The following is a 25,032-nucleotide window of genomic DNA, read 5'->3' as shown; positions in this document are numbered from 1 at the left end:
TTTATGGATTAAAATGGGGTAAAGACTGCGGTAGGTCCAGGAAAAAGGTGGTCCCTTTTCCTTCCTCGGACTGAAAAGAAATTACGCCTCCAAGCTCCTCCACGCAGCGTTTTACGATCGCTAGCCCGAGTCCGTAACCTTCTACAAGCCCGACATTCGTGGCCCGATAAAAGCGCTCAAATAGCTTATGCTGCTCTTGAACGGGAATACCTATTCCGCTATCCGCGACGGTAATGAACAGGCGGTCTCCCTCTCCACGCAGATCCAGCGTAACCACTCCTCCTTCTGGTGAGTATTTTAGTGCATTCGAAAGCAAGTTGTCGCAGATTTGGTGCATGAGGTCGAGGTCAGAATAGATGTATTCTGGCACATGCTGCTGATTAACGGAAATCTGCACTTGAAAGTTATGCGCTAACTTGACCATTTCGAGCAGTTCACTTATAAAAGTCGGCATGTGGATCTGCTGGCGCAATGCCCGCAGCTTTTTCTCGTCTGACTTCCCGATCAGCAGCATCCCATTGAGCATATTGTTTAAATTCTGAATTGCCTTTTCTATCCGAGCCGCATGACGCTGGAACTTGGGCGCCAGCTCATGGTCAAACTCGGCATATTTTGAAATCAACTGAGAAGAAGAAAGAATAGAGGTGAGTGGCGTTTTAAAGCCATGGCTGACGTTTAACACAATTTTTGTTTTAAGATCATTCAGCTCCTGCTCTCTCGCTAACGCTTGCTTTAGTTCGGCATTTACCTTGTCGAGTGCCTTGGTTCGGGCCTTTACTTTTTCTTCTAGCTCCTGACTGTAGCGCTGCATGTCTTGTTCTCGCCGGTAACGCGACACGGTAAGTTCGATGACCATGTATAACTCGCGCTCATCATAAGGCTTGGTGACATAGGCGCCAGGGTTAGTTCCGACTACTTTTTCTAGAGTAGCATGGTCAGAATGTCCGCTGATGTAAATAACAGGAAATCCATAGCGGTCATTGATAATTTCAGTGGTTGTAATCCCGTCTAGCTCACCCCCAAGCGTAATATCCATTAAAATTACATCAGGACGCTTAGTGGTTAGCATATCTAAGGTCTGTTCTCCGGTGGTCGCTACGCCGATAATCTCATAAGAAGATGCTTGCAATACTTTTTTTAGTACCAGTGCAGAAACGAAGTCATCCTCAGTAATGATTATTTGTATAGGTTTCATGCGAAAGTATGATTTTGGTTTACCGGAAGCAGAATCGTCACACGAGTCCCCTCACCCTTTTTACTCGATACGTCGATAGTTCCGCCCATAAGTTGTACAGCATTTTTAGTAATCGCCAGGCCTAATCCTGTGCCTTCGTAGGAGCGGGAGTAGCCGACGCTCTCTTGCTCAAAGGGCTGGAAGAGTTTTTCCATAAAGTGATCACTCATCCCGATGCCCTGATCATCTACAGTAAAGATAAACTGGCTGTCCTGCTGATAAAGACGGATATGAATCAAGCCCTTATCCGAGTATTTGATGGCATTTCCCACTAAATTGTTAACGATCATCGCAAAATAACGTTTGTCCAGGGTCACCTTGAGCTGAGGGGTTTCATACTTAGTAGAGACGAGTAGACCTTTATTCATCGCTAAGGTCTTTAAGGGCAGCAGCAGCCGTGCTAAAAAGTCATTTATCTCTACTTCTTCTATTTCTAAGCCTACTTTATTGGCTTCGATTTTCGATAAATCTAAAATACTATTTATCGTGTGTAGCAGACGTTCGCCCGACTCTAATATTATTTCCAACTGTCGGCAGAGTTCCACATCTTTTTTCCGCTGCGATATGATATACTCTGTACTGCCCATGATGCCGTTCAGCGGGGTCCGAATTTCATGACTGATATTCGAGATAAAATTTGACTTCATGCGATTCGCCTCTTCTGCTCGCTCTTTGGCGTCCTTAAGACCTCTTTCGTAAGCGCGCATCTCGGTGACATCCTGAAATACAGACAGCAAAACACCCTTCCCTTTAAAACTGGTATTTAAGCGTGTCGCATAAATCTCTATTAACTTTTCACCGGCCTTAAAAGGCATCAGTAATTCCAAGGTAGCGGACTGGCTGCTCGTCGTCTCTATCAGCGACAGAATTTTCGGCCGCTGCTGTTCATAGTAGAAGGGATCCGTAAAGAGATCTTTAATATATCCCTCTTCAATCGTTTTTTCTTCCAGACCCACTAAATTCGCTAGTGCAGGGTTTGCTGCTATGATTTTGCCTCCCTCTATCGACAGAAGTAGCCCATCGCGAGAGCTGTTCCACACGTTTCGAAACTGTTCCTCCATGGTGAAGGCTTCCTTTATCTTTTCATCTATCGCACGGCGCAGCTCGCCTTTATCTCGATACTGCCTCCAAAAGCTGGCGATCAATATCCCTAATCCTAATGTAAACAAGAATAGTAAAAGAAGAAACCACCACGTCAGATATAGGGGCGGATTTATCCGGAAAGGCTCCGAAGTGACAATCTCTGATATTACCTGATTACCGAAACCTGCTTGTAGCTGCAACTGATAGGTTCCTGGAGGCAAATTATCAAAATAAAGCACATTTAACCTCGGATTTATCAGCTCCTGCCACTCCTTATGTAGGCCATCTAGTCGATATCGAATAACCAGATTCGATAGCTGAGAAAAGCTCGTAGCGCGATAGCTGATCGATACATTATTCTTTGAGTAGGGTGTACTGCGGATACGAGCTCCCTTTACAGTATCAGTCTGCTGATCCGGAAGACGTGTAGCGATTATACTTACCCGCGGTGGAGGCTGGGTAAATGCATCTTCTTGCCCTCTGTACACAGAGAGGCCAAACTGGGTACCGATAAGAACTCCTTTTTCTGGAAACTCCAGTAAAGCACTTCTATTTACCTCCGATCCGGCTAAGCCACTTTTTTCATCCAGAACCCTTAGAGAACCCTCGCGGTAAGTAGTCACGCCACGATCTGTACCCATCCATAGCATGCCATTACGATCGCGCATGAGTGCATAAACGGGGTTTTGGAATTTTTGACTATTCCAAGAAAAGTCATAGAGGCTGTCCGCCTTATAAATCTTTAGGCCACGGCTGGTGCCAAGGAGAATGCTATCGCCTTCTTCTAAATAGCTGTAGGCATTAAAACAAAGAAAGTTCTCCCCAGATATAAGCGCAGGCACTTGAACGCCCTCCCCCCCTTGGAGAAAAATATACCGACCGTCATGAAGCTTATCGATTTTCCGGAGATACCCAAATCGCTGGTCAAGGGTCTGAAGTAAAGAGTCCGTTATATCTTCGCGATAAAGCCGGTCTCCCTGATCTCCGGGACTAGCTCTGTAGACTCTCTTTCTCCCCAATATAAATAGCTCATCCTCTACCACATGCACAGAGGTAATAAAGTCTGCATTCGGTGAAGGGCTAAGCAAAACAGACCCTTGGGCTAAATCAAGGTAGCCGACTCCACCTTGCCCGGAAGAAAAGTAAACCCCATTTTCTTTCCATGCGTGAAAATTCGTTACCCGATACTTGGGCTGCAGCCCACTGCCACGAAGTAATAATTTCTTCGGTTCCTGCTCCATGTCCCAGCGCACCACCGCGTGATTAAACCCCACTAAAAGGTCTCCATCCGGTAGCTGATGCAAGGCCGTCACCTCATCGTCCGGAAAATACCCTGCTGTATAGTTCTGGAAGCGTAACGAGTTAATATTCAATAGCCCCCGATGCGTAGCGATCCAAATGATGCTTTCACGGTCAACTAAAAAATCAAAAATGTGGTATGCCTTTATAAAATCTGTGGCATCTACGTGGATAAACTCTTCCTGTTCAGAAATAAACTGATGTAGCTGAGAGTTAAAAAAGAAAAACACCTTTCCCTGATGGGCGCGAAGACCGAAATACTCCTTTTCACTAAAGGTATTGCGGGTAAAGTCCTTTAATAACAGGCGATCTACATGTAAAAAAGCACTGCCTTCTGCTAAGAACCCATTACCAAGGTAGTAAAACTTGCCCGTACTTTCATCGTAGTCCATCTGAAAAACAGGTGCCGGCAGTATCGGGGAAGAAAACGTATGCTGCGTAAGCTTTTGACTATGAAAATCAAAAATAGCATGCTCGAAAAACAAAGCGAGTTTATGACGATAGCAGTAGACGGACTTCAACTCGCCGACAACCGACTTCGGCTTGGCAAAGCGCTCCCAGCGATGTCCATCGATTTTAGCGATATTTAGGGTGGCATCAGTATGTAGAATTAAGCGCTTAGCCGAACCGGACCCCGATACTTTAAAGGACGCGTATCCCGCCAGGAGTTCCGTTTCAATCTCCTCTGGAATATGTACCGGATACCAAATGCCTTCACGCAAGTAGTGCAGATGAAAGCGCTCCCCTCGCTCCACCAACCAAAGCACATTTTCTTCGTCCTGAAGTAGTTTCCGAGACGAAACCTCTCTATTTACCTCGTGGGCATAGGTACGAAAACCATCCGAATAAAAAATACCTGCATTCGTATGCATCCAAATAAGCCCCTGGTCATCCTGCACCACCTCGTAAACATGATCCGTAGGTAGCTCTATCCCTTTCAGCTGCCGATTGAAGTGGAAGCTTTGGCCCTTTCCCTGCGAAGGGAAAAAGCTTATCGACAATAAGAACAAGTAAAGAAGCGATTGTTTCATAGGAGAAACGTGGATTTAGATCGAGCTATTTTGCACTGCGGGTTAAAGATACCAAAATAAGTGGTAGTTACATAAGACGTGCAGAACCGTAGGGGCTATGGTGATTTTAGTGGCCTGATACGGCCCTACAGGGCAAAGGACAGCGCAGTACTTAACGGAAATGGACCCTTTTGGTATGCAGCTATAGCTATTTACAAGGATATTCTTAAGAATTCTTTTTGTGATAGGCCGTATTCTTATATTTTTGTGAAAACTTAAAAATTCGAAGCATGAGCGTTTTAGTCAATAAGCATTCAAAAGTGATCGTGCAGGGCTTCACAGGTTCTGAAGGCTCCTTTCACGCACAACAAATGATCGAGTACGGCACTAACGTGGTCGGTGGTGTAACTCCAGGAAAAGGGGGCAGCACCCACCTGGATAAGCCTGTTTTTAACAGTGTCGAAGAAGCTGTCCAAAACACCGGAGCAGACACGTCGATCATTTTCGTTCCACCAGCTTTCGCTGCCGACGCGATCATGGAAGCCGCTGATGCAGGTATTAAAGTCATTATCGCGATCACAGAGGGTATTCCTGTGGCCGATATGATGAAAGCCAAGCCTTACATTAAAGAAAGAGGCGCTACGCTTATCGGCCCGAACTGCCCAGGTGTTATTACTCCAGGAGAAGCGAAGGTAGGTATCATGCCCGGATTCGTATTTAAAAAAGGACGTATCGGTATCGTTTCGAAATCGGGTACTCTAACGTATGAAGCAGCTGATCAGGTGGCTAAGGCAGGATTAGGCGTTTCCACTGCTATCGGTATCGGAGGTGATCCGATCATCGGAACCTCTACAAAAGATGCTGTAAAACTGCTCATGGAGGACGAAGAAACAGATGCGATCGTCATGATTGGTGAAATCGGTGGTAGTTACGAGGCAGAAGCAGCCCACTGGATCCGTGAAAATGGAAATAAAAAGCCTGTCGTAGGCTTTATCGCAGGACAGACGGCGCCTCCGGGACGCCGAATGGGACACGCCGGCGCCATCATCGGTGGTGCTGATGATACAGCTGAGGCGAAAATGCGTATCATGGCAGAGAATGGCATCCATGTGGTGGACTCCCCTGCAGAGATCGGCGCCGTAATGGCTAAAGCTCTTGGCATCGAAGCTTGATCACTGCTGCGATGACGAAAAGGTAAAGCACTTGGGAAAGAGTTTCCTTGCAGATGACGCAGCTACCATAAGCATAAAAAGGCCACCTGATGCTGTCAGGTGGCCTTCTCGTTTGTGGTTAGTAGGTTGGTTGTAGTGTGGTTAGTATTTTATGACAAAAGTTTCCCTGTCATTTCTTGTGGTGAGTGAAAACCTTATTCTTCTACACGATCTAACTTATGTTCTTGCTCGAACTGATTTCTTTTAATCTCAAAGCGATCAATTTCTTCTTGCAAAAGATCAAGCCCCTCATTAAAACGTGTGAAAAGATCAGCCATATTTTTTTCCATCGTCGAGAAATTAAACTCCATAGCCTCTAACTGTAGGTGCGAAACCTTCTCCACCATAGAGGTCTGTGTATTTTTTAAATCTTCCAAAAGGCGTAACGCCCTATCCATTTTCTCTAATTTCTCTCTATTTGTCATGATTGTTAGCGTTTATTTATTCTACTTTAAACAAACAAAGTGCCAAAAGACGTTTTCGAGCAACTTCTATTAAAATTTACTAACACTCCGGAAACACTACCCTCATAAAGAGACCGAAATATGAAGATTAGGTAAACTTTTTCCAGCGGCGGTAGCGATGTCAAAAAAACGTAGAACTTTACCTACCCGAGCAGCTAAATGCAGGGCTGGCGGCTGCTGGAACATACAAGCACCCAAGAATAGGACATGATTATGAGCTTTCAACTATTTTTACAACATGCAGAAGAAAAAGACCTAGAAAATGCGGCCATTCGAAAGATCAGCTTGCCTAAAAACACCTATCTGTATCGGGCACCCGAAAAACCGGCAGCTATTTTTCTACTTCAAAAAGGACTGGTAAAAATAGGCGCACATACCGCTGAGGGAGGAGTGCTACTCTATGATGTACTTCATGAAGGGGCTTTTTTCGGCAATTTACGCTTTTTAGAAGGACAGTTTTCAGAATTTGCGCAAACCCTTACAGCAGTGCACTGCTTGCAAGTGGACCTTAGCTTCTTTAAACAGCAGGTTTGCGAGGTACCGGTACTAGCCGCATGGTTTCAGGAAATCCTGGTCCGCCGCTGGTGTAGAATGGAAACACGCCTGCACCAGCTTTGTCACCTAAGCCCTTTAGACAAGATCCGCTTTATCGGCGAGCACTTAAAGAGTCCTTTCGTAAAAAACCATCCCGCATCTGATGATATTCTCCCTTTGTTAAGTGCGGTGGAACTCGCCCAGCTCACGGGCCTTAGCAGGCAGACCATTGCCAAATGGCAAAAAAAAAGCTGCCCAAAGACAGCTCATGCGCTTTAAACTTTGCGCGGAGCGCGCCGCCATAAAAACACCGGCAATGCCAGGAAAACGCCAAATATACTGAACCCCAGCCCACCGATGGTTCCGATAGCTAGTGAAAACCAAAAGATCTCGTTTTGTCCCTCTATAAGGAAGGGGATTAGCCCGAAGCAAGTAGATAAAATCGTCAGCATAATCGGGATGGCCTTGCCTGTGACTGCCTTTAGTACACGGCGATTATAGACTCCTACCCGCATGTTATTTAGATCATTCACAATAAAAATCGCCGCATTTACCGCCAGCCCGCCCAGAAGGACGAAAGCGGCATAGCCGCCCTGATCGAAGTAAAAGTTAAATAGGGCAAAGATGTAGAAAAGGCCGATAAATGAAATCGGAATAATAGCAATGATGTAAAACGGCTGCTTGAGATTCTCAAACAAAACCGAGGTGATAAAGAATATCCCGACGATAAGCACCAAAATCAAGCTATACTGCCGTTTGGCCTTTTCCCAGTTCCAGCTCCATGTCTGCTGCTTGGCGGAAAATCCAATGGGCATCTCCCCCTCCATCTCTTTCAGCATCTCCTCTAAGTATTCATTCCCAAATTTATGCGAACCCATGTACTCGAAAGATAGCGAACGTACATACTGCCGATCTTCCTTATGCAACGCATTGGTCGTAAACTCTTTCTGCAGGGATCCGAGTCGCGCCACTTTCAGCACCTGGTCCTCCCCTGCGATAAGACTCGTCTCTTCCAAATCGAACTTAGAAAAGCGATTTGCCTGTTTTTCACGCACTTCGACTGCATAATTCTGATTATCTAGTCGAACGACAGCGCTGGTACCCGTCGGCTTAGAAACATCATTAAGCGCCGAAACCAGTTGAAACTGATTGACACGGTTAAGCGCTAAGGCCTCCTGATCGAGACGCAGCACGAACTCCTCCGTTTTTAATTCATTATAGCTCAGCCGTTCATTCGTGTTTACTTCCTGGATGCGCTTGTGGCGCAAAAGTTTTTCCGCCAGCCGATCTGCCTGACGTTCTAGCTCGTCATAATTATAGCCTTTTAGCAAAACCCGAAAAGAAGGAATACCGGCGCCGCCAGAGCCCGTATAGAAGCCCTGACCGACCCCATAGATGTTCCAGCTGGCCCCCGACCAGTCTGTAGACTTCATCGACAGCCTGCCCTTCAACTGATACGGAAGCGCCCCTTTCTCATAGGCCTCTTTAAAAGTGATGACGATAGAGGCGTTTTGACCAGAAGATACTGAAGTTACAAATTGATCGATACCCTCTACCTGCTTGAGGTAGCCCTCAAATTCCCGCATGATCAAGTCCATCTGCTCTAGGGTATTGCCGAAAGGTAAACGCGCTTGTACATATAACCGGGTTTTTTCTGCCTCCCGGTAACTAGACTTTTCATAAACGCCGCGCACAAACATACGCAGTCCTCCTCCTAAAAACTTATCGACGTAAGGACGCATTTCCTCCTGATAAAAGGAGCTACCGACCGTGGCATTATACCACTCCTGCCCTTCCCACTTAGCAGGCAAGAAAAAGACAGGAAAGCCAAATAGCAACAAAAGTAGAAAAATGAAGGTCTTTCGAAAACGGGCCACAACATCTATGCTGCGCATGTAGCCACGAAAAAAACGAACACGACGACGTAAGTTCGGTAAAGTAAGCATTCGACGCGCATGCAACTTTTCACCCATGATGGCCGCGTACATCGCTGGTGTGAAAAGTAAAGCCACCACTAGCGAAACAGCTAACATCACCGCGACCACGATCGAAAACTCGATCAGGTTCTTTTGGTCTTCCTCAGGGAGAAAAAATACGATCATCAGCGCCGCGATCGTCGTCAAAGAAGCCGCTAAAAGAGCCAGAAAAACCTTCCTGTTCTTATGCTTATGGAGGTGGTCCATCATGATGATGGCATTATCCACGATGAGTCCAAAGGATATGGTCAGACCCGCAAGGGAATACAGGTGAATATCGACCTTTAATGCATAAAGTATAATGCTGGTCAAGCATAAATTCACTACTATACCCACAAAAAGCACCGCCAGATAAGCTGGATTCCGATTGATCAAGAAAATAAAAACGATCAAAATCAAAATGGAAAGTCCCGATCGCTTGTAAATTTTACTCAGTTCCTTATCTAAAAATTCGGTGTCATCATTTTCGAGCCGCACCTCAAAGCCCGCCGGAAGCAGCGTAGACGCCTCTTGAATAGCCGCTTTTACCGCATCCGCCAGCAAGACCTTATTCACACCATCACGGTTATAGACCGACAGCGTTACAGAATTATTCCCATTAATCCGATAATGACTTTTCGCCTCTTCCTCTTCTAAGGTGATGGTGGCCACATCGCGAATCCGCACCTCTTTGCCATCAGAAGTGCTGAGAAGCAGATTTTCTAGCTGCTCGATATCTGCTAACTCGTTCACGATTTTCACATAAAGGGTCTCATCCCGCTCATTCGAGACAGCCCCGGGATAATTCGTCCCAAAAGCTCGCTGCAGCGTACTCTCCAATGCCGCTTTCCGAAGACCTAAGGCCTGGAGTTTCTGAATGTCGTAGGTAACATACAGCATCAGCGTATTCGCACCGCGAATAAGAACCTCCTCCACCTCTGGAATCGTATTTAAGGAGGCCTTTAGCACATCTTCCGCGATTTTTCGAATCTCAAAACTGGCAAAAGGTCCATTGACAGAATAGGTCAAAATTGGATTTTTTTCGTCTCTTGCACGCGCCTCACTTTGGGCCAGAACCGGATAAGAAACCTTCTCATCTAAAGAGGGATAGACCTGACGAATCAGTGCCGCCGCCTCGAACTTCTTATACTCCATGTTGGCGTCCTTATCGAATATCAAGCGGATATATCCTGAGTTGTAATTCGAGACCGAGTTAACATGCTTGAGCTCTGTAAGCTGGCTCAGGGCTCCTTCCAAGGGAGAAGTAGCAAGCTTTTCTGTTAGCTCCGGCGAGGCTCCACTCACATTAAAAGTTACTGAAAGTACCGCTTGCCGTTCCCGAGGGTTTAAGTCTACGGACAGTTTAGGAACCAGAGCGATCCCAATGATGCTCAGCACAATAAAAGCGATGATTACTCGGAATGGCGTCATAACATTAGGATTGAGGAAGCGTTTTGGGTTTTGGCTGGCGCAAAAGTTTGCGCTTCGCGCCCAGGAAATAATAACTTAATGGCACAAAATACAAAGCAGTAAATGTACCGATCGTGAGCCCTCCCAAAACAGAAAATACGAGCGGACGCTGCAAGTCAGCTCCTAATCCGCTACTGAAAATAACGGGTAGTAGAGCCAAAATAGTCGTAACAGAGGTCATCATGATCGGCTTTAAACGGATCTCTCCAGCCTCATATAGGGCACGATCCAGTGCCGCAGCCCCCCCCATTTCTGGAGCATAGCGAATATGTAGTCGATTCGTCGTGTCTATTTTTAATATCGCATCGTTCACCATGATTCCTAGCATCACAACCATACCGATTGCAGACATGATGTTTAAGGAAGTTCCCGTAAGCAGCAGCACGACGAAGGCACCTCCTATGCCCAAGGGCAAGGTGAGAATAACGATTAGCGGCTGTACAAAGCTTTCAAACTGGGCCGCCAAAATAAAATAAAGCAGCAGCACAGCGATAAATAGAATCCCCAGTAGTTCTTGGATGCGCTCCTGATCGATAAAATACTGGCCGAAAAAGTCTACCCCCAAGTTGCGCTCGCGCCCCCAGTCCAGTATACCGGATGCAAAATTATTTGGCGCCTCTTCTTCTAAATAGACAGACTGAAAGATGCCATTTTTGTCCGCGGTGATAAATTTATACTGATTTTCGTAATCGAACTGCACAAAATTATATAGCGCATAAGGAACTTCATCGCGGCCTAGGAGCGTATTCTCGCGGAGCATCGTCTCGAAATCTTTCCGCTCCAGCTGCAAGCGAATAGGGGTAATTTCACCGAATCGCTTGATATCTGTGATACCGAAATTCCCGAAAAGCTTATTGATCCGGTCTCTAGCTTCTGCCGGATTAATACCATAAACCGCCATCCTGGCCTGATCTAAGCGAAAAACGATAGCCGCTTCCTGTTGTAATCCCGGCCCCTCTTCGAAACGCTCCGTCGGAAAAGACCTAAGCCATTCTCGCATGCGTGCTTCTACTATCGGCTTGCTTTGCTCTAAATCGCGAAAACGTACCTCATAATAGGGAATGTCGCTCGCAAAAAGCTGGTCAAATGCATTCGGAGCATCTAAAATCTCTATCGCGGCCACCGGATACCGACTACGAACCCAGTCGCGAATGGCGGCCGTACCGCGCTGCTTTTCCTCCTCGTTAGAAAAAAGCAAGTAAAGGCTCGCCTGCTGTAAACTGCTCTCTCCCTCGAAGAGTAAAAACTGGCGCAGCCCGATGTCTGCTTCCGCCTGTAAGAAGGAGACTTCAAGTTCCTGCAGGAGGCTTTGGATCCGATTTTTGTTCGATAGCGGTCCAATAGGCTCATTCCAGTTAATCTCGATGACAGCGTCTTGTTTCTGAATAGGAGGAAGTCCCTCGGTAGGAATCAAATAAGTAGCGCTAAATAAAACAGGGATAAGAAGTAGAAAAAACGCATATGAAACACCTTTATGAGCGAAAATCCGTAGGTAGAGCTTTTTATAGCCTTTGCGCACCGCGCTAAAAAAACGGCTATCCTCAGCAAAAGTCTTTTCCCGCGCACCCCTGTGTAGCAAGTTATACAGCATCGGGAGCAGCACGAAGGCCACCACTAAACTTACCCCTAAGATGGCAGCCACTGCGATGGCCTGATCGAAAAAAAGAGCCCCGGAAATACCACTCAAGAAAATCAAGGGGATAAATACTGCCAAAGTCGTCAGAACAGAACTAATCAAGGCAGACATCACCTCATTTACGCCCTCCGCACAAGCCGCTAAAAGGGGTAAACCCTCTACGCGCTTCCGCGCAATGTTATCCATCACGATAATGGCATTATCAATAAGCATCCCCAGCCCTAATGCCAGCCCCGATAAGGAAATCACATTAATGGATAGCTCGAAAAAATAGAACACAATAAAACTGATCAAAAGAGAGCTCGGCAGGGAAATTCCGATAATAAGTGGAATTCGATAGTTGCCCATAAAAATAAATAGTACCCCGAAAGCAAACAAACCTCCGAAAAGTAAACTGCTGCTCAAATTATCGATCCCCGCATTTAATAGCAGCGACTGATCCTGCGTCAACTCAAAATCCAAATAAGTAAACTCTTCTCCAAATCGCTCCACAGCGGCATAAATTTCAGGCATCAATTCATTTAACTTGGCCGAAGCCTGCTTATGAATCGTCATCACGAGCCCCTCTTCCAAGCCAGAAAGGTGAAAGCCCAGAGGCTCCGTTTCGGTGTAGCTCACCTCTGCCAGGCGGCTAATCGGAACAGCTACACCCTCCTTCGTCAGGACCGGTAGTCGGCTTATGTCAGCGGGATTATCGATCCGTGTCGCCAAGCGAAGAAAATAGCGGAACTGCCCATCTTCCACACTGATTCCCGGCAGCTCTTCGTTTCCTTGACGGATCGTCTCGATTAAGCTCGACTCCGATATCCCGAGTGCCGCCAGTGCTTCCTTATTGGGACGAACAGCGATCATCCGTTCACGTCTGCCATTAATATCTACTAAAGACACCCCTTTTAGCTGTTCGATACGTTTCTTTAAGATACTCTCCGTCAGCTGACTGAGCTCGTAAAAATCCAAGTCCCGATTCGGCTTGATTTGTAAGCGTACCACAGGAATATCATTCGTATTAATTCGAATCACCTGTGGTCGATCCAAATCACGAGGAAGCCCATTTGTTAGTCGGTCGATTTTTTCATTCACTTCGATATAGGCCAGCTCCATCTGAGTACCAAAAGCAAAGCTCAGACGAACAGTACCCGTCTCACTACCAGCCTTACTTTCCATAAACTCTAGACCACCTAGCGTCTGTAACCTTTCCCGTATCGGCGCCAGCACATTCTGCTCGATCGCCTCTGGAGAAGCATTCGGGTAGTTGACCTTCACCACGATCTGCGGCACATCGATAGGCGGCAGTAAAGAGATCGGCAATGTGCGAAACCCTATGTACGCGAACACCATCAGGGCCACGAAGATCATGGTCACAGCTATGGGGCGCTCTAATAAAAATCGAATCATACCTTAATCGTTTACCACCTGCACCGGCGCCTGATGTGCCAACTGTAAATTGTTCGATGTAATCACCGTCATATCTTCCTCTATCCCACTTAGAATCTCCACCTCACGGCCATTATCCTTCCCTACTTCCACATAATTCCACTTAGACTCGTTATTCTCTATGGTGAACACCACCGCTCGCCCGGAGCGATAGACCAGCGCCTGCTTGGGCACCACCAGACTGTTGTTTTGCGGCGCACGAATCACCGCCCGTGCATTCATTCCCGGCAGCAAGGTTCCCGGATTACGAATCAGCACCCCCACCTGAACGAGACCATTTTCATCCACCTTAGGATTCAGACTGCGCAGCGTACCTACCCGCATTTCTCCACCACTGACCGGGTAAATTTCCGCCTCCTGATTCAGACTTAAAAGCGAGATATCCGACTCTAAGACTTTCACCTTCAGCTCTAAACTATTTGTGTTCACGATCTCCAGCAACTCCGCACCTGCGCTGGCGACTGCCCCCTGCTTGAGCTTGACATTCGCGACCTGTCCGCTGATTGGAGCCACAATCTCCCCCTTCTCGAAGTCTCGCTCAGCTTCCTTTAGCTCTATTTCCGCGATAAGCACCCCGGAATTAGCCTTCAGCTGCTCTTGAATAAAGGCCTTCCGCTCCTCGTCCTCACCTTCCATAATCCGCTCGAAATTTAAAAGCTCCGATTCGTATTTGGCCTGCGCGTTGCGCAAAGCAATCTTCGCCTTCTCCACTTTAAAAGCAGCCTCTTCAGGAGCTAAAGTCGCTAATACCTGCCCCTTCGTGACCCGATCTCCCTCTTTAACGCGCAACTCATTTAAAAAACCTGCACGCTCCACCACCACGAGCACTTCTTCTAAAGCATCCACCTTTCCGGTGGCATTGATAAGGTAATCGAAAGACCTCCGCTCAGATACCGCCGTACGCACAGGAGTAGCAGACACCTCTGCGCGAAAATTAGAGGCTGGAATCTCTTCCTGCTTTTCCTTCTCCTCCGAACAGGAACTAAAGAGCAGGCCTGCGGCCAAAACAGAAAAAAGGAAAGTATGTACGCTTGCTTTCATAGGGCGTTTTCTAATTCAGGGTTATATAAAAGTTGATCATTCGCGAAATCATAGAGCGTGAGTCTCCTCAGCTCATAATAGGCCTCCCAATACGCCTTCAGTGCCGTAATGTACGCCCGTCTGTTCTGGTCCTTCTCCTGCTGCGCGATCGTCAAGTCAGTTAGTGACAAGGACGACTCCTGATAACGGCGTAAAGCTAAATTATAGCGTTTCTCCGCGACCTTATCTGCAAGCTCAGTAATCTCTAGCCGCTCTTTTAGCATCGAAAAATTACGCACCTTCGTAAATATTTCTTGCTCGAAATTGATGATGTCTTGCTCCACCGTATATTGTACCAGCTCTCGGTTCGCACGGGCCTGACCCATACGCGCCTTATTTCTTCCCCAATCTAATACCGGAATAAAAAAAGACATATTCACCAGTGTCTGCGTATTCGGATTCGTATAAATGTCCGTCCACTGAAGTGCAGCATTATTTAAACCATAGCTCGCGTTCAGATTTAAAGCGAATCGCTCCCCACGGGCACGGGCTACAGCCGCCTCTGCTTCTAAATTCTGAATATCAAAATTAACCGCATCCGCTCGATTCTGAAAAGCCAAATCTAATGCCTTGGAAAAATCAATTTGCGCTTCCGGAATTTCCGTCGGAGTTAGTAAAATCAATTGACTTCGCTCATTTAAGCCAACAAAAGCCTTCAAAGACAAAGAAGAACGATCTAAATCCAGCTGGGCCTGAGCGAGATCTTGCTTAGCCTGCAGCACTTGTAACTCGATCTGCAGCAACTTATCCTCATATGTCGCTCCCATCTCATAGCGGCGCTGCTCGATTTTATAAATATCTTGGGTGTTCAGTAAATTTAGAGAAGCGATTTCCACATTCGCCTGCGCCACTAAAAAATCAAAATAAATACTCGTAACGATGAAATTTATTTCTTCCATCTCCTCCACAAAGGACTTATTCGCAGCCTCATACCGTAAGGGCTCGATCATCTTGTCCCATTTGAGTGGATTGAAAGCGAAAATAGGCTGATTTAAACGCACATTCACCGGCACGCCCTGCCACTGAGTCTGCGGGAAGCCTTCTGGCGCTAAAAAATTATCAAAGCGACTCGTTGAGGAGTTGACCGAAATCCGTCCACCTGTAGCGGCGATTTCCTGCTCCATCCCGATCTCTAAATCGGCTAAATTTTGGCGTACCTCACGAAAAAGAATCGAGCCATCCGGCTGCACGACATTCGAAAAGGCTTGAGAAAATGCCGGTACTGTTCCTCCTAACCGAAGCTGGGGGTTATAATTCGAACGAAACAAGCGATAGTTCCAGAAATTATTTTCCCTTCGGGTTTCTGCTCGCTTAGCGGCTGGAGACTGGGCGCGCGCACGGCGCAAAACATCCTCTAAACTTAATACAAACCGCTCTTCCTCTGGATTCACCTCCTGTGCATATAGCGCAGCGTCAAAACTAAGAAAAAGGAAGCTAAAGAGTAAAAAGCTACGTAAAAATAAGTCGAACACTCTCATTTACCATAATTTTTAGATCTTAAGTTTACGTACGAAAATTTAATAATCCTATTGGCTTAGATCTTTTTTTACAGTTTTTAACAATAAAATCTAAACAATTTTCGCACTAGGTACTCCAGAGTACTGCAATTGCACAATTCCATAAAAAAAGCACGACTGGAAAGCTCGAGGCAGTTCAAGTCGTGCTGTGCATAAAAAAAAGGGCCTTATAGGCCCCTTCAGTTACTTCGCATAGTTTACGGCCCGCATCTCACGGATCACCGTTATTTTAATTTGGCCGGGATACTGCATCTCCTTCTCGATTTTTTGAGAGATATCGAATGAAAGCTTGCTTGCCGTCACATCGTCCACATGCTCAGCATCTACTAAAACACGTAATTCGCGGCCTGCCTGCATCGCAAAACATTTATTCACACCATCGAAACTTAAGGCTAAATCTTCCAGCTCCTTCAAACGCTTGATGTAGCTATCCATAATCTCTCTTCGCGCACCAGGGCGTGAACCCGAGATGGCATCTGCAGCCTGGACGATAGGCGAAATCATCGCAGTCATTTCGATCTCATCATGGTGCGCCCCGATGGCATTACATACCTCAGGATGCTCCTTATATTTCTTTGCCAGCTCCATACCGAGGATTGCATGAGGAAGCTCTGCCTCTTCCGGCCATACCTTACCGATATCATGGAGTAATCCTGCACGCTTGGCAAGTTTCGCATTCAGCCCCATCTCAGCAGCCATCGTAGCCGAAAGCTTAGCGACTTCTCGGGAGTGCTGTAAAAGATTTTGGCCATAAGAAGAACGGAAACGCATACGCCCCACCATGCGAATTAGCTCCGGATGCAAGCCATGAATGCCTAAATCAATACAGGTACGCTCCCCAATCTCGATAATTTCCTCTTCGATATTCTTTTCTGTCTTCGCCACCACTTCCTCGATTCTGGCAGGATGTATCCTACCATCCTGAACCAACCGGTGTAGCGATAAGCGAGCAATCTCACGACGCACAGGATCGAAACCAGAAATGATAATGGCCTCCGGGGTATCGTCTACTACGATTTCTACACCTGTAGCGGCTTCTAGCGCACGGATATTTCTACCCTCTCTACCTATAATCTTCCCCTTAATATCATCACTCTCGATATTAAAGACAGACACGCAGTTTTCGATCGCATGCTCCGTCGCCGTACGCTGAATCGTATCCAAAACGATTTTCTTCGCTTGCTTGGTAGCCGTTAATTTCGCTTGATCCAGAATATCTTTAATCTGAGAAGATGCCTTTGTGGTAGCTTCATCCGTGAGCATTTCTACCAGCTGCTCCCTAGCTTCTTCACGGGTAAGGCCAGCAATTTTCTCTAGGTCAGAAATGCGCTGCGTCGTCACACGCTCCAGCTCCTCTTTCTTCACCTGAACAGCATGCAACTGCGCCTTTAAGTTTTCTTTCTTGCTGTCGAGCTCTGCCTCTTTACGCTTCAGTTGCTCAAGCTCCTTAGCTAAAAGTTGATCACGCTGTTTTAACTTGTTTTCATTCGTGATCAAGATGCTTTTCTTCTTGCTGACCTCTTCTTCGAAGTCTGCTTTTAGCTTCAAGTATTTCTCCTTAGCTTCTAAAATACGGTCTTTCTTGATAGACTCTCCCGTAATTTCAGCTTCTCGGATAATGCTCTTCGCTTTTTCCTTGGCATCTTCTTCGATCTTTTTATTGTTACTCTTTAAAAACAGGCTGGCCACAAAGGCCCCCAGGCCTAGGCCGATGACGCCTGCGATAATCGTGTATAAGGACTCTCCCATAGGTTATTAAATTTAAGTTAACCCCCGATGAAGCGGTCCCGAAAAAAAAGAGAAAATAAAATAGGCTATAATAGACCCTCTAACTGCTCATTAATAGCATGCAGCTTCGTCGAAAGCTGCTCACGATCCGCCGTACTGAGAGACTCCTGCTCCATAGAAGCCACCATACAGTCAAAAGCCACCATGGCGAGCAAATCTTGCTTATCATCTAAGCCGAACGTCTCCCGATACTGCTTTATTTTTTCATTTAATAATTTACCCGCTTGTCTAATTCTGGCCTCATCTGCCACCTTTACCTTCATCGGATACTCCCGATCTCCGATCTTAATGCGAATAGAAAGAGTATCCATCATTCAGACAAATAAGCGATTATAAGATCGATTTCGTGTATATAATTATTAAGCTTTTCCCTTAATTCCGAGGACTCACGATCTGCAATCGGTAAGTTCTTTACAAGTTTAGTGATTTTAATTTGATTTTTAAAATCTACAAGGCTGCGCTGCTGCTCACGCAGCTGCTCCGCCTGCTGCTCCGCGAGGCGCTTTAACTCCACATTTTCCACCTGCAGCAGCTCCATTCGCTCCTGCAAACGCTGTACAAGTACGTGTAATTTATCCAGCTCCTCATGTAACATAGTCGTGCTTATTTTCGAATAACAGCGCCTAACTCCTTTTCAAAAGCTTCCATCAGGCGCTGCATCGTCTTTTCGATTACCTTGTCTGTCAAGGTCTGCTTTACATCCTGCAAAATAAAACTCAGCGCATAGGCCTTTTTATCTTCAGGAAGCTTATCGCCCTGATACACATCAAAAACACCCAAGCGCTGTAAAAGCTTTCCGCCTGTTTTGTGTGCCAGAACTGATACCTCAGCGAAAGAAACCGAACGATCCAAAACCAGTGAAAGATCCCTGCGCACCTCTGGAAATTTACTGATCTCCTGATAGTGCTTAAGACCCTTGGCTTTTTTCACGAGTAAATCCCAAGAAAGGTCCACATAAAACACCTCCTGCTTCACGCCCGCTGACTTCGCCACCGATGCAGACACTAATCCACAGCTTCCAAGTACCTGCTCTCCGATGTACCAGCGTATCGCATAATCGAAAGGTGCAGCATGCACTACCTCCACACGACTCGGCTGTACACCTAGTTTTTCGAACACAAGCATCACCTGTGCATGCGCATCCTCAAAACCTACCGCTACACCTTGTTCACGCCAAGACTCCGCATGCCGCTGTCCCGTTAGCCACATTCCTAGGCGAGACTCCTCTAGATAAACGCCGTCAACTTTTTTGTATGTCGTACCGAACTCCAGCAACTTAAGATCCTTTTGACGCCTGTTGATATTATGTGCACATACCTCTAAACCACTGAAAAGCAGCGTCTGCCGCATAACGTCCAGATCTTCACTCAGCTTATTTAAGATCACCACATGCTGAGAGGGATCTAAAAAACCGCTCTTTTCTACATATTCCGCCTTCGTTAACGAGTTGGTCATGATCTCATAAAAACCCCGGGAGGTAAATAGATCGGTCAAGCGCTGCTGGAGCTGCTGCTTGTCTTTACTCGGATGCAATGCCAGGAAGTCCGTATCCAAAGTCTCCGAAAGCGGCACACGATCGAAGCCGTAAATTCTCAAAATCTCCTCGATAACATCTGCCTCTCGCGTCACATCGACTCGATACGGTTTAACGACTGCCGTAAATCCCGTATCCGACACATCCCGAACACCTATTTCTAAACCTGCTAAAATCTGAAAAATCTCTTCCCTAGGAATATCCACCCCTATTAAACGATCCACATGTTGGAACAGAACAGGGATGCTCAAGTCTTCCACTGGGTGAGGGTAAAGATCGATCAACGCAGAAGCCACTCGGGCGCCAGCCAACTCCTGCAACAATAAAACAGCACGCTTTAATGCGTAAACAGGTAGGTTAGGATCCGTTCCACGCTCGAAACGAAAGGAAGCGTCGGTTTTCAAACCATGCAGGAGACTCCCTCTGCGAATGACATCTGCACTGAAACAGGCGCTTTCTAAAAATAAGGAAGTGGTTTCCTCCGAAACCCCGCTGCCAGCGCCCCCAAAGATACCCGCCATACATAGCCCTCCACGGGCATCACAAATCATCAGCTCTTCTCCCTTTAAAGTACGCTCTTTTTCATCTAAAGTAACAAAAGTGGTTCCTGCTGGTAATTTCTTTACCTCAATTCCTCCTTTGATTTTCGCGTAATCGAAGGCATGCAGCGGCTGCCCCAAGTCATGCAACACATAATTAGTAACATCCACTACGTTATTAATCGGCTCTAGCCCTAGCTTACGCAAAAACTGCTGCAGCCACTCCGGCGAAGGCCCTACTTGAATTCCTTCTAAGACAATGCCTGCATAACGCGGACAGTCGGCAGCATCCTCCACCCTCACCTGAGGAACCGGTAGTCCCGAAGGCTCCTGAAAGGAAGCAACATCTGGCCTGCATAGCGCTCGCTGTAGGAGGGCAGCTAAATCGCGCGCCACCCCTAGATGCGATGCCGCGTCGGCCCTATTGGGCGTCAGCCCGATCTCCAACACATAATCAGGGGCCATATCCAAGTAGTCAGCAGCTGGAGTCCCGTTGGCTACATCAGTATCCAAAACCATAATGCCTGCATGACTCTGCCCAAGGCCTAGTTCATCTTCCGCACAAATCATTCCCTCAGAGACCTCTCCTCGGATTTTAGCCTTTTTAATAGTGAACGGATCGCCCTCAGCAGGATACAGCGTCGCACCTACCGTCGCTACCAGTACCTTTTGGCCCGCGGCCACATTCGGAGCACCACAAACAATAGGAACCACCATGTCTGCCCCGATAGCTACTGTACAGGCTCTCAATTTATCTGCATTTGGGTGCGGCACACATGTGAGCACTTCGCCCACCACGACACCCTCTAGACCTCCCGGAACAGCATCATAACGGGTAATACCCTCTACCTCTAAGCCAGACCCTGTTAAGAGCGCTGCGATCTGCTCTGGAGTCTCAGGAAGATGTAGATAAGTATGCAGTTGATTAATCGATATTTTCATGGATAAAATTTCTCGTATAAAACACAAAAATAAGAGATTTGGCCGAAGGTGGAGGCCAAATCTCTTATTTTATATCTACCCACAAACGCTAGGTAGAAGAAAAAAAACTACCTACTACTGTTCGTAATCCTTTTCCCCAGCAAAAATCGGGATGCTCAACTCGTTTTCGGCCGGAGGAATCGGACAAGCATAATCCGGGTTATAAGCACAGTAGGGATTATAGGCCAGGTTAAAATCGATCGTAATACTGCTTTGGCCATCTTGCCGCAAGTCGATATAGCGACCGCCTCCGTAAGTGCCCTCCCCGTTTGATTTATCATTAAAGGCGAGAAAAAAGTTGCGTTTGTCTGCCTCATTCGCTGCTTGCAGCAGCAAAAGCCGGTGCTGTGTCCCTTTTAGCTCAAAAACGGCGTAACTATGCTTGATGTACTTACCCACCGAGCCATCCGTTTTTGGGATTTCCAGCATTTTTTTATTTTGAACAGGCTCTATCCGTGCTCGCACACGGTAAGCAGGCTCGATAGGAAAATAGTCTAACTCCTGCAAATCACGCCTTTGGTCCGCAGAAAGCGGAGACTCGGTATTAAACTTGAGGTACTTAAACTGCCGGTCACGCTCTCGCTCTATTTTTTCTACATATACCTCCGGGTCATCTGTGCGGGTAAGCGTATACACAAAGGCCAGAGCCACTACCACTAAAACGCCCACCAAAAGAATGTTACGCTTATTCATTGCTCGATTTACTTATAAAATTCCTTCATCCGCAAAACTATAATAGCCAGCATCTGTGAAAATCACATGGTCTAGAACGGGAATCTCCAGACTCCTACCAACCTCTAATAGCCTTTTAGTCAAACGCCGGTCTGGTTCAGAAGGTTTTAAATTACCAGACGGGTGATTGTGGACTAAAATCATGGACGAAGCTAGGTAATCTAATGCATACTTGAAAATTATTTTAGGATCCGCTATCGTGGCATTGGTACCCCCACTACTAATCTTTACCGTTCGCAGAACGAGATTCGCTCGGTTTAGCAGCACTACATAAAAATGCTCGATCAACTCATCCAGCAAAACAGGTTTCATTAGCGTATAGACATCCGCAGAGGAACTAATACGCGGCTTTCGTTCCGACTTGGACTGACTCCGCCGACGTCCCAGTTCCATCGCACTGACGATCGTAATGGCTTTAGCCTCCCCGATGCCCTTCAGGCGCATGAGATCCTTAGGCTGCATTTTGGCAAGCGCACTTAAATCTCCTTCTACCTCCCGTAAGAGATCCCGCGCTAAATCAACCGCACTCTGCTTCGCTGTGCCACTACCTAGTAAAATGGCGATTAACTCCGCATCCGTAACATTCACCTTCCCCTTGTGAAGCAGTTTCTCCCTCGGCCGATCCTCCTCAGCCATCGCTAAAATTTTTGTACTAATAAGCATGATTAAAAAATATGTTGAATCCCAAAGATACCCCACATATACCTACTACTCGGGAGCTAAACACTTAAAAACATAAAAAAACCACCCCAGATGAGGTGGTTCGAATACTTGCATTCATTTAAAAATTAGAGCGCATTCACAAGCTTCGTCAGCTTAGACTTCTTATTGGATGCGTTATTCTTATGAATCACGTTTTTCTTAGCTAGCTTATCGATCATAGAAGTAACCTTCTTGAGTAACTCCTGCGCCTCAGCTTTGTCTGACGTGTTCTTTAATCTCTTAATAAAGGTTCTGGTCGTCTTGGCCTGATACCTGTTTCTTAGACGCTTTGCCTCATTCGCACGAATTCTCTTAAGCGCTGATTTGTGATTTGCCATATCTTTAGTTATGTTAATGCTTTTGCTATTCCGTCTTTAAACGGAGTGCAAATTTAATTCAATTATTTGTAACCACAAAAAATTGCCCCATAAAGAGAAAAGAATTTTAAACTCCCCCGTATGTACGAGGCTGCTTCCTCAGCTATCCGAAAAGCTACATTTTGTTTTTACGTAGGCAAAGGTACACAAAACAATTAAAAACGCCTATTCTCCGACTCTTTCCAGCCTAACTCCGACATTTATGCGAAAACCTATGGCACAACTACTCTTTCTCTTCAGCCTAACATTTTGGGGCTTCCATGCACATAAGTTGATAAATCAACAGGCGGTTTACTCCTTACCGCCCGAAATGCGCCCTTTTTTCCTGTTGCATCAGGAAGAGCTGCGTGAGCTGGCAGTAAATCCAGACAAGCGGCGATTCGCTGTGAAGGGCGAGGCTGAAAAGCACTTCATCGATTTAGAAGCATTCGGAGATAGTGCCACCTACAAGCTCCCCCGATCTTGGACGGCAGCAAAAGACAGTGTCGGAGAAAACTATCTCCGAAAGAACGGCATCCTTCCCTGGAACCTCTACCTGACGCAGCTTCGGCTTGTGGAAGCCTTTAAGGGAGGCGACCCGAAGGTGATCCTCCGGCTGGCGGCAGATATCGGTCACTACATCGGCGATGCACACGTACCTCTACATACTACTAAAAATTATAATGGACAGTACACCAATCAATATGGGATACATGGCTTTTGGGAAACACGACTTCCGGAGCTTTTTAGTGCTGAATATAATTTCTTCGTCGGCACGGCGAACTACCTCCCAAATTTTCGAGAAAAAATCTGGGAAGTCGTACGCGAAAGCCATGCACTCCTCCCCATGACCCTAGATATGGAGCGTGAACTTAGCAAAAGGTTCCAAAAAAAAGGAAAATACAGCTATGAAGAACGCGCTGGACGGACGGAAAAAACCTATTCCTTTGCGTTTAGCCAAGCTTACCACCAAGCCATAGAAGGCATGATCGAAGACCGCATGCGGCAGGCCATTAAACTGACCGCCGACGCTTGGTACAGCGCTTGGATCGAAGCAGGGCAGCCGCTCCTAGACCCTTAGACAGCCTTCCCAATAGCCCCGATTAGACGTAGCGCCCCGCAGCTAATACCTGCTCATAGCGAGGCAATAAGGCAGGATCAGAGCTTAGGTAGTCCCGAATCGCCTGAGCCAAAGTAGCGAATGTCTGCCGAAAGACACCCTCATTTTCCTCTAACAGCGTCACACGAAAGCCACGTAGATCGGAACAGAAGGAGCTGATAGGCACAACACAAATTCCTGTCTGACCCAGCAGATAGTAAACGAAACGCTTGTCCGCTGGCAAGCCTGGCTCCGCTACCCAGCCAGCGACCTCCTGACGTATGGCCTCATCTGCTATAGGTAAATACTGCTGCTCACTCAGCAGCTTGGGATCGAAGACGATTGTATTGTAAAAGGCGCCGTGCGTAGGGTTAAATTGTATTCCCGGAACCCCTTCCAGCAGCTCCTGCATCCACTGGCTTCGGCGACCGATGGCCTGGTTATTTTCCGCTCTATAACGCACATACTCGGGATGCTGCATGATCTTCGGAATAGCCAGCTGGGGCAAAATCGTCGAACATACTTCGATCATCTTCGCGTTCTCTAAAGTCTGCACGAGCTTATTGAACTCCTTCGAAGCATCCCGATTATAAAATTCCATCCATCCACAGCGTGCACCAGGCCAGGGAAACTCTTTCGAAATTCCTTTTAAAGAAATCCCCGGTAAATCCCCGAGTACAGCTGCCAGTGGAACCGCCTCGTAGCCATTAAATGTAATGTGCTGATAAATCTCATCCGCAATCAGTAGCAGGTTAAACTCCCGAGCTATCGCCACGAATCGCTCTAAAATCTCCCGGGGATAGACCATACCCGTGGGATTGTCCGGATTGATAATTAAAATTCCGACGATCGAAGGATTATACTTTACCTTATTATAGAGGTCCTCCATATCCGGCAGCCAGTGATTCTCCGGATCCAGTCGATACGTGATCGGCGCCGCATTCGCATGGGCAGCCTCCGCAGAACTATGCGTGCTATAAGCAGGACTCGGTCCGATAATCCGCGCTGTAGGGATTAAAAACTGGTACAACTTCGCTATGGCATCTCCCAGCCCGTTAAAAAATAAAATATCCTCGGCCGTAATCTGACAGCCTCCCTGCATATTATTCTTTTCCGCTAAAAACGCACGCGTGGCTGGCACCCCCTTAGAGTCCGCATAGCCATAGCTGATATCCTCTTGTACCAGCTCCGACACGATCGCCTTCATCCAGTCCGGAATCTTATTATTTTTCTGAATAGGGTCTCCGATGTTTTCCCAGGTAATCGGTTGCCCCAATGCCGCGATACTTCGCGCCTTTTTTACGATGCCACGGATCTCATAACTTAGCTCCTCCGCCCCTGGTCTTAAAAGTAATGTTCTCATAGTCCTACGCT

General features: G+C 46.7%; 18 protein-coding genes. 3 read left to right on the top strand and 15 right to left on the bottom strand.

Annotation, left to right across the window (positions count from 1 at the left end):
* Position 1: 1 nt before the first annotated feature.
* Together ACXIT9_RS09370 and ACXIT9_RS09365 are read right to left on the bottom strand one after the other, a co-directional pair.
* On the bottom strand, positions 2-1,195 hold the full coding sequence (locus ACXIT9_RS09370; RefSeq protein ID WP_458055969.1) for a hybrid sensor histidine kinase/response regulator: 1,194 nt from the start codon (positions 1,193-1,195) through the stop codon (positions 2-4).
* A complete protein-coding gene (locus tag ACXIT9_RS09365) occupies positions 1,192-4,647 on the bottom strand; it encodes an ATP-binding protein (protein WP_458055968.1) in 3,456 nt (1,151 codons plus the stop codon). Before ACXIT9_RS09365 ends, ACXIT9_RS09370 begins: the two co-directional genes overlap by 4 nt.
* Positions 4,648-4,916: 269 nt before the next feature.
* Between ACXIT9_RS09365 and sucD the strand changes: the two genes are divergently transcribed.
* Positions 4,917-5,798 (top strand): succinate--CoA ligase subunit alpha, encoded by an 882-nt coding sequence (gene sucD / locus ACXIT9_RS09360; RefSeq protein ID WP_458055967.1) that lies wholly within the window; start codon positions 4,917-4,919, stop codon positions 5,796-5,798.
* A gap of 194 nt (positions 5,799-5,992) precedes the next feature.
* Here sucD and ACXIT9_RS09355 read toward each other — a convergent pair whose 3' ends face one another.
* Entirely contained in the window at positions 5,993-6,262 is a 270-nt protein-coding gene (locus ACXIT9_RS09355) for a hypothetical protein (protein ID WP_458055966.1), read from the bottom strand.
* 252 nt (positions 6,263-6,514) lie between these two features.
* Between ACXIT9_RS09355 and ACXIT9_RS09350 the strand changes: the two genes are divergently transcribed.
* Complete coding sequence (locus ACXIT9_RS09350; protein ID WP_458055965.1) at positions 6,515-7,114, top strand: Crp/Fnr family transcriptional regulator; 600 nt, start codon at positions 6,515-6,517, stop codon at positions 7,112-7,114.
* Here the strand turns inward: ACXIT9_RS09350 and ACXIT9_RS09345 are convergent.
* The 11 genes from ACXIT9_RS09345 to rpsT all read right to left on the bottom strand — a co-directional run bounded on the left by ACXIT9_RS09345 (position 7,111) and on the right by rpsT (position 22,541).
* Positions 7,111-10,221, bottom strand: coding sequence for an efflux RND transporter permease subunit (locus ACXIT9_RS09345; protein ID WP_458055964.1), 3,111 nt, complete (start codon positions 10,219-10,221; stop codon positions 7,111-7,113). The genes ACXIT9_RS09350 and ACXIT9_RS09345 overlap by 4 nt on opposite strands.
* A 4-nt stretch (positions 10,222-10,225) precedes the next feature.
* A complete protein-coding gene (locus ACXIT9_RS09340; protein ID WP_458055963.1) occupies positions 10,226-13,291 on the bottom strand; it encodes an efflux RND transporter permease subunit in 3,066 nt (1,021 codons plus the stop codon).
* A gap of 3 nt (positions 13,292-13,294) precedes the next feature.
* Positions 13,295-14,371 (bottom strand): efflux RND transporter periplasmic adaptor subunit, encoded by a 1,077-nt coding sequence (locus tag ACXIT9_RS09335; protein WP_458055962.1) that lies wholly within the window; start codon positions 14,369-14,371, stop codon positions 13,295-13,297.
* Positions 14,368-15,888, bottom strand: a complete 1,521-nt coding sequence (locus tag ACXIT9_RS09330; RefSeq protein WP_458055961.1) for a TolC family protein — start codon at positions 15,886-15,888, stop codon at positions 14,368-14,370. Before ACXIT9_RS09330 ends, ACXIT9_RS09335 begins: the two co-directional genes overlap by 4 nt.
* 222 nt (positions 15,889-16,110) lie before the next feature.
* On the bottom strand, positions 16,111-17,676 hold the full coding sequence (gene rny / locus ACXIT9_RS09325) for a ribonuclease Y (protein ID WP_458055960.1): 1,566 nt from the start codon (positions 17,674-17,676) through the stop codon (positions 16,111-16,113).
* Positions 17,677-17,741: 65 nt separating this feature from the next.
* A complete protein-coding gene (locus ACXIT9_RS09320) occupies positions 17,742-18,026 on the bottom strand; it encodes a cell division protein ZapA (protein ID WP_040670746.1) in 285 nt (94 codons plus the stop codon).
* Positions 18,026-18,310, bottom strand: a complete 285-nt coding sequence (locus ACXIT9_RS09315; protein ID WP_458055959.1) for a hypothetical protein — start codon at positions 18,308-18,310, stop codon at positions 18,026-18,028. Before ACXIT9_RS09315 ends, ACXIT9_RS09320 begins: the two co-directional genes overlap by 1 nt.
* 8 nt (positions 18,311-18,318) lie before the next feature.
* A complete protein-coding gene (gene pheT / locus ACXIT9_RS09310; protein WP_458055958.1) occupies positions 18,319-20,730 on the bottom strand; it encodes a phenylalanine--tRNA ligase subunit beta in 2,412 nt (803 codons plus the stop codon).
* A 114-nt stretch (positions 20,731-20,844) separates the two neighbouring features.
* A complete protein-coding gene (locus ACXIT9_RS09305; RefSeq protein ID WP_458055957.1) occupies positions 20,845-21,462 on the bottom strand; it encodes a DUF1684 domain-containing protein in 618 nt (205 codons plus the stop codon).
* A gap of 12 nt (positions 21,463-21,474) precedes the next feature.
* On the bottom strand, positions 21,475-22,164 hold the full coding sequence (radC, locus tag ACXIT9_RS09300; RefSeq protein ID WP_458055956.1) for a RadC family protein: 690 nt from the start codon (positions 22,162-22,164) through the stop codon (positions 21,475-21,477).
* Positions 22,165-22,289: 125 nt separating this feature from the next.
* Positions 22,290-22,541 carry a 30S ribosomal protein S20 gene (gene rpsT, locus ACXIT9_RS09295; RefSeq protein WP_009055921.1) on the bottom strand — a complete coding sequence of 84 codons (252 nt, stop codon included), beginning with the start codon at positions 22,539-22,541 and terminating at the stop codon, positions 22,290-22,292.
* A gap of 253 nt (positions 22,542-22,794) precedes the next feature.
* Between rpsT and ACXIT9_RS09290 the strand changes: the two genes are divergently transcribed.
* Positions 22,795-23,640: a zinc dependent phospholipase C family protein gene (locus ACXIT9_RS09290; protein ID WP_458055955.1), complete on the top strand. Its 846-nt coding sequence runs from the start codon at positions 22,795-22,797 to the stop codon at positions 23,638-23,640.
* Between the two features lie 22 nt (positions 23,641-23,662).
* Here ACXIT9_RS09290 and ACXIT9_RS09285 read toward each other — a convergent pair whose 3' ends face one another.
* Positions 23,663-25,021, bottom strand: a complete 1,359-nt coding sequence (locus ACXIT9_RS09285) for a pyridoxal phosphate-dependent aminotransferase (protein WP_458055954.1) — start codon at positions 25,019-25,021, stop codon at positions 23,663-23,665.
* Between the last annotated feature and the right edge of the window lie 11 nt (positions 25,022-25,032).

Source organism: Nitritalea sp., assembly GCF_054166705.1.
This window is presented reverse-complemented; position numbering and strand designations above follow the sequence as displayed.

What these genes read in the sequence shown, in the direction of transcription:
- ACXIT9_RS09290 (WP_458055955.1), top strand. Translation starts at nt 22,795, where the DNA reads ATGGCACAACTACTCTTTCTCTTCAGCCTAACATTTTGGGGCTTCCAT.
- pheT (WP_458055958.1), bottom strand. Translation starts at nt 20,730, where the DNA reads ATGAAAATATCGATTAATCAACTGCATACTTATCTACATCTTCCTGAG.
- ACXIT9_RS09340 (WP_458055963.1), bottom strand. Translation starts at nt 13,291, where the DNA reads ATGATTCGATTTTTATTAGAGCGCCCCATAGCTGTGACCATGATCTTC.
- ACXIT9_RS09350 (WP_458055965.1), top strand. Translation starts at nt 6,515, where the DNA reads ATGAGCTTTCAACTATTTTTACAACATGCAGAAGAAAAAGACCTAGAA.
- ACXIT9_RS09315 (WP_458055959.1), bottom strand. Translation starts at nt 18,310, where the DNA reads ATGTTACATGAGGAGCTGGATAAATTACACGTACTTGTACAGCGTTTG.
- rny (WP_458055960.1), bottom strand. Translation starts at nt 17,676, where the DNA reads ATGGGAGAGTCCTTATACACGATTATCGCAGGCGTCATCGGCCTAGGC.
- radC (WP_458055956.1), bottom strand. Translation starts at nt 22,164, where the DNA reads ATGCTTATTAGTACAAAAATTTTAGCGATGGCTGAGGAGGATCGGCCG.
- sucD (WP_458055967.1), top strand. Translation starts at nt 4,917, where the DNA reads ATGAGCGTTTTAGTCAATAAGCATTCAAAAGTGATCGTGCAGGGCTTC.
- ACXIT9_RS09305 (WP_458055957.1), bottom strand. Translation starts at nt 21,462, where the DNA reads ATGAATAAGCGTAACATTCTTTTGGTGGGCGTTTTAGTGGTAGTGGCT.
- rpsT (WP_009055921.1), bottom strand. Translation starts at nt 22,541, where the DNA reads ATGGCAAATCACAAATCAGCGCTTAAGAGAATTCGTGCGAATGAGGCA.
- ACXIT9_RS09335 (WP_458055962.1), bottom strand. Translation starts at nt 14,371, where the DNA reads ATGAAAGCAAGCGTACATACTTTCCTTTTTTCTGTTTTGGCCGCAGGC.
- ACXIT9_RS09355 (WP_458055966.1), bottom strand. Translation starts at nt 6,262, where the DNA reads ATGACAAATAGAGAGAAATTAGAGAAAATGGATAGGGCGTTACGCCTT.
- ACXIT9_RS09330 (WP_458055961.1), bottom strand. Translation starts at nt 15,888, where the DNA reads ATGAGAGTGTTCGACTTATTTTTACGTAGCTTTTTACTCTTTAGCTTC.
- ACXIT9_RS09320 (WP_040670746.1), bottom strand. Translation starts at nt 18,026, where the DNA reads ATGGATACTCTTTCTATTCGCATTAAGATCGGAGATCGGGAGTATCCG.
- ACXIT9_RS09345 (WP_458055964.1), bottom strand. Translation starts at nt 10,221, where the DNA reads ATGACGCCATTCCGAGTAATCATCGCTTTTATTGTGCTGAGCATCATT.
- ACXIT9_RS09285 (WP_458055954.1), bottom strand. Translation starts at nt 25,021, where the DNA reads ATGAGAACATTACTTTTAAGACCAGGGGCGGAGGAGCTAAGTTATGAG.
- ACXIT9_RS09365 (WP_458055968.1), bottom strand. Translation starts at nt 4,647, where the DNA reads ATGAAACAATCGCTTCTTTACTTGTTCTTATTGTCGATAAGCTTTTTC.
- ACXIT9_RS09370 (WP_458055969.1), bottom strand. Translation starts at nt 1,195, where the DNA reads ATGAAACCTATACAAATAATCATTACTGAGGATGACTTCGTTTCTGCA.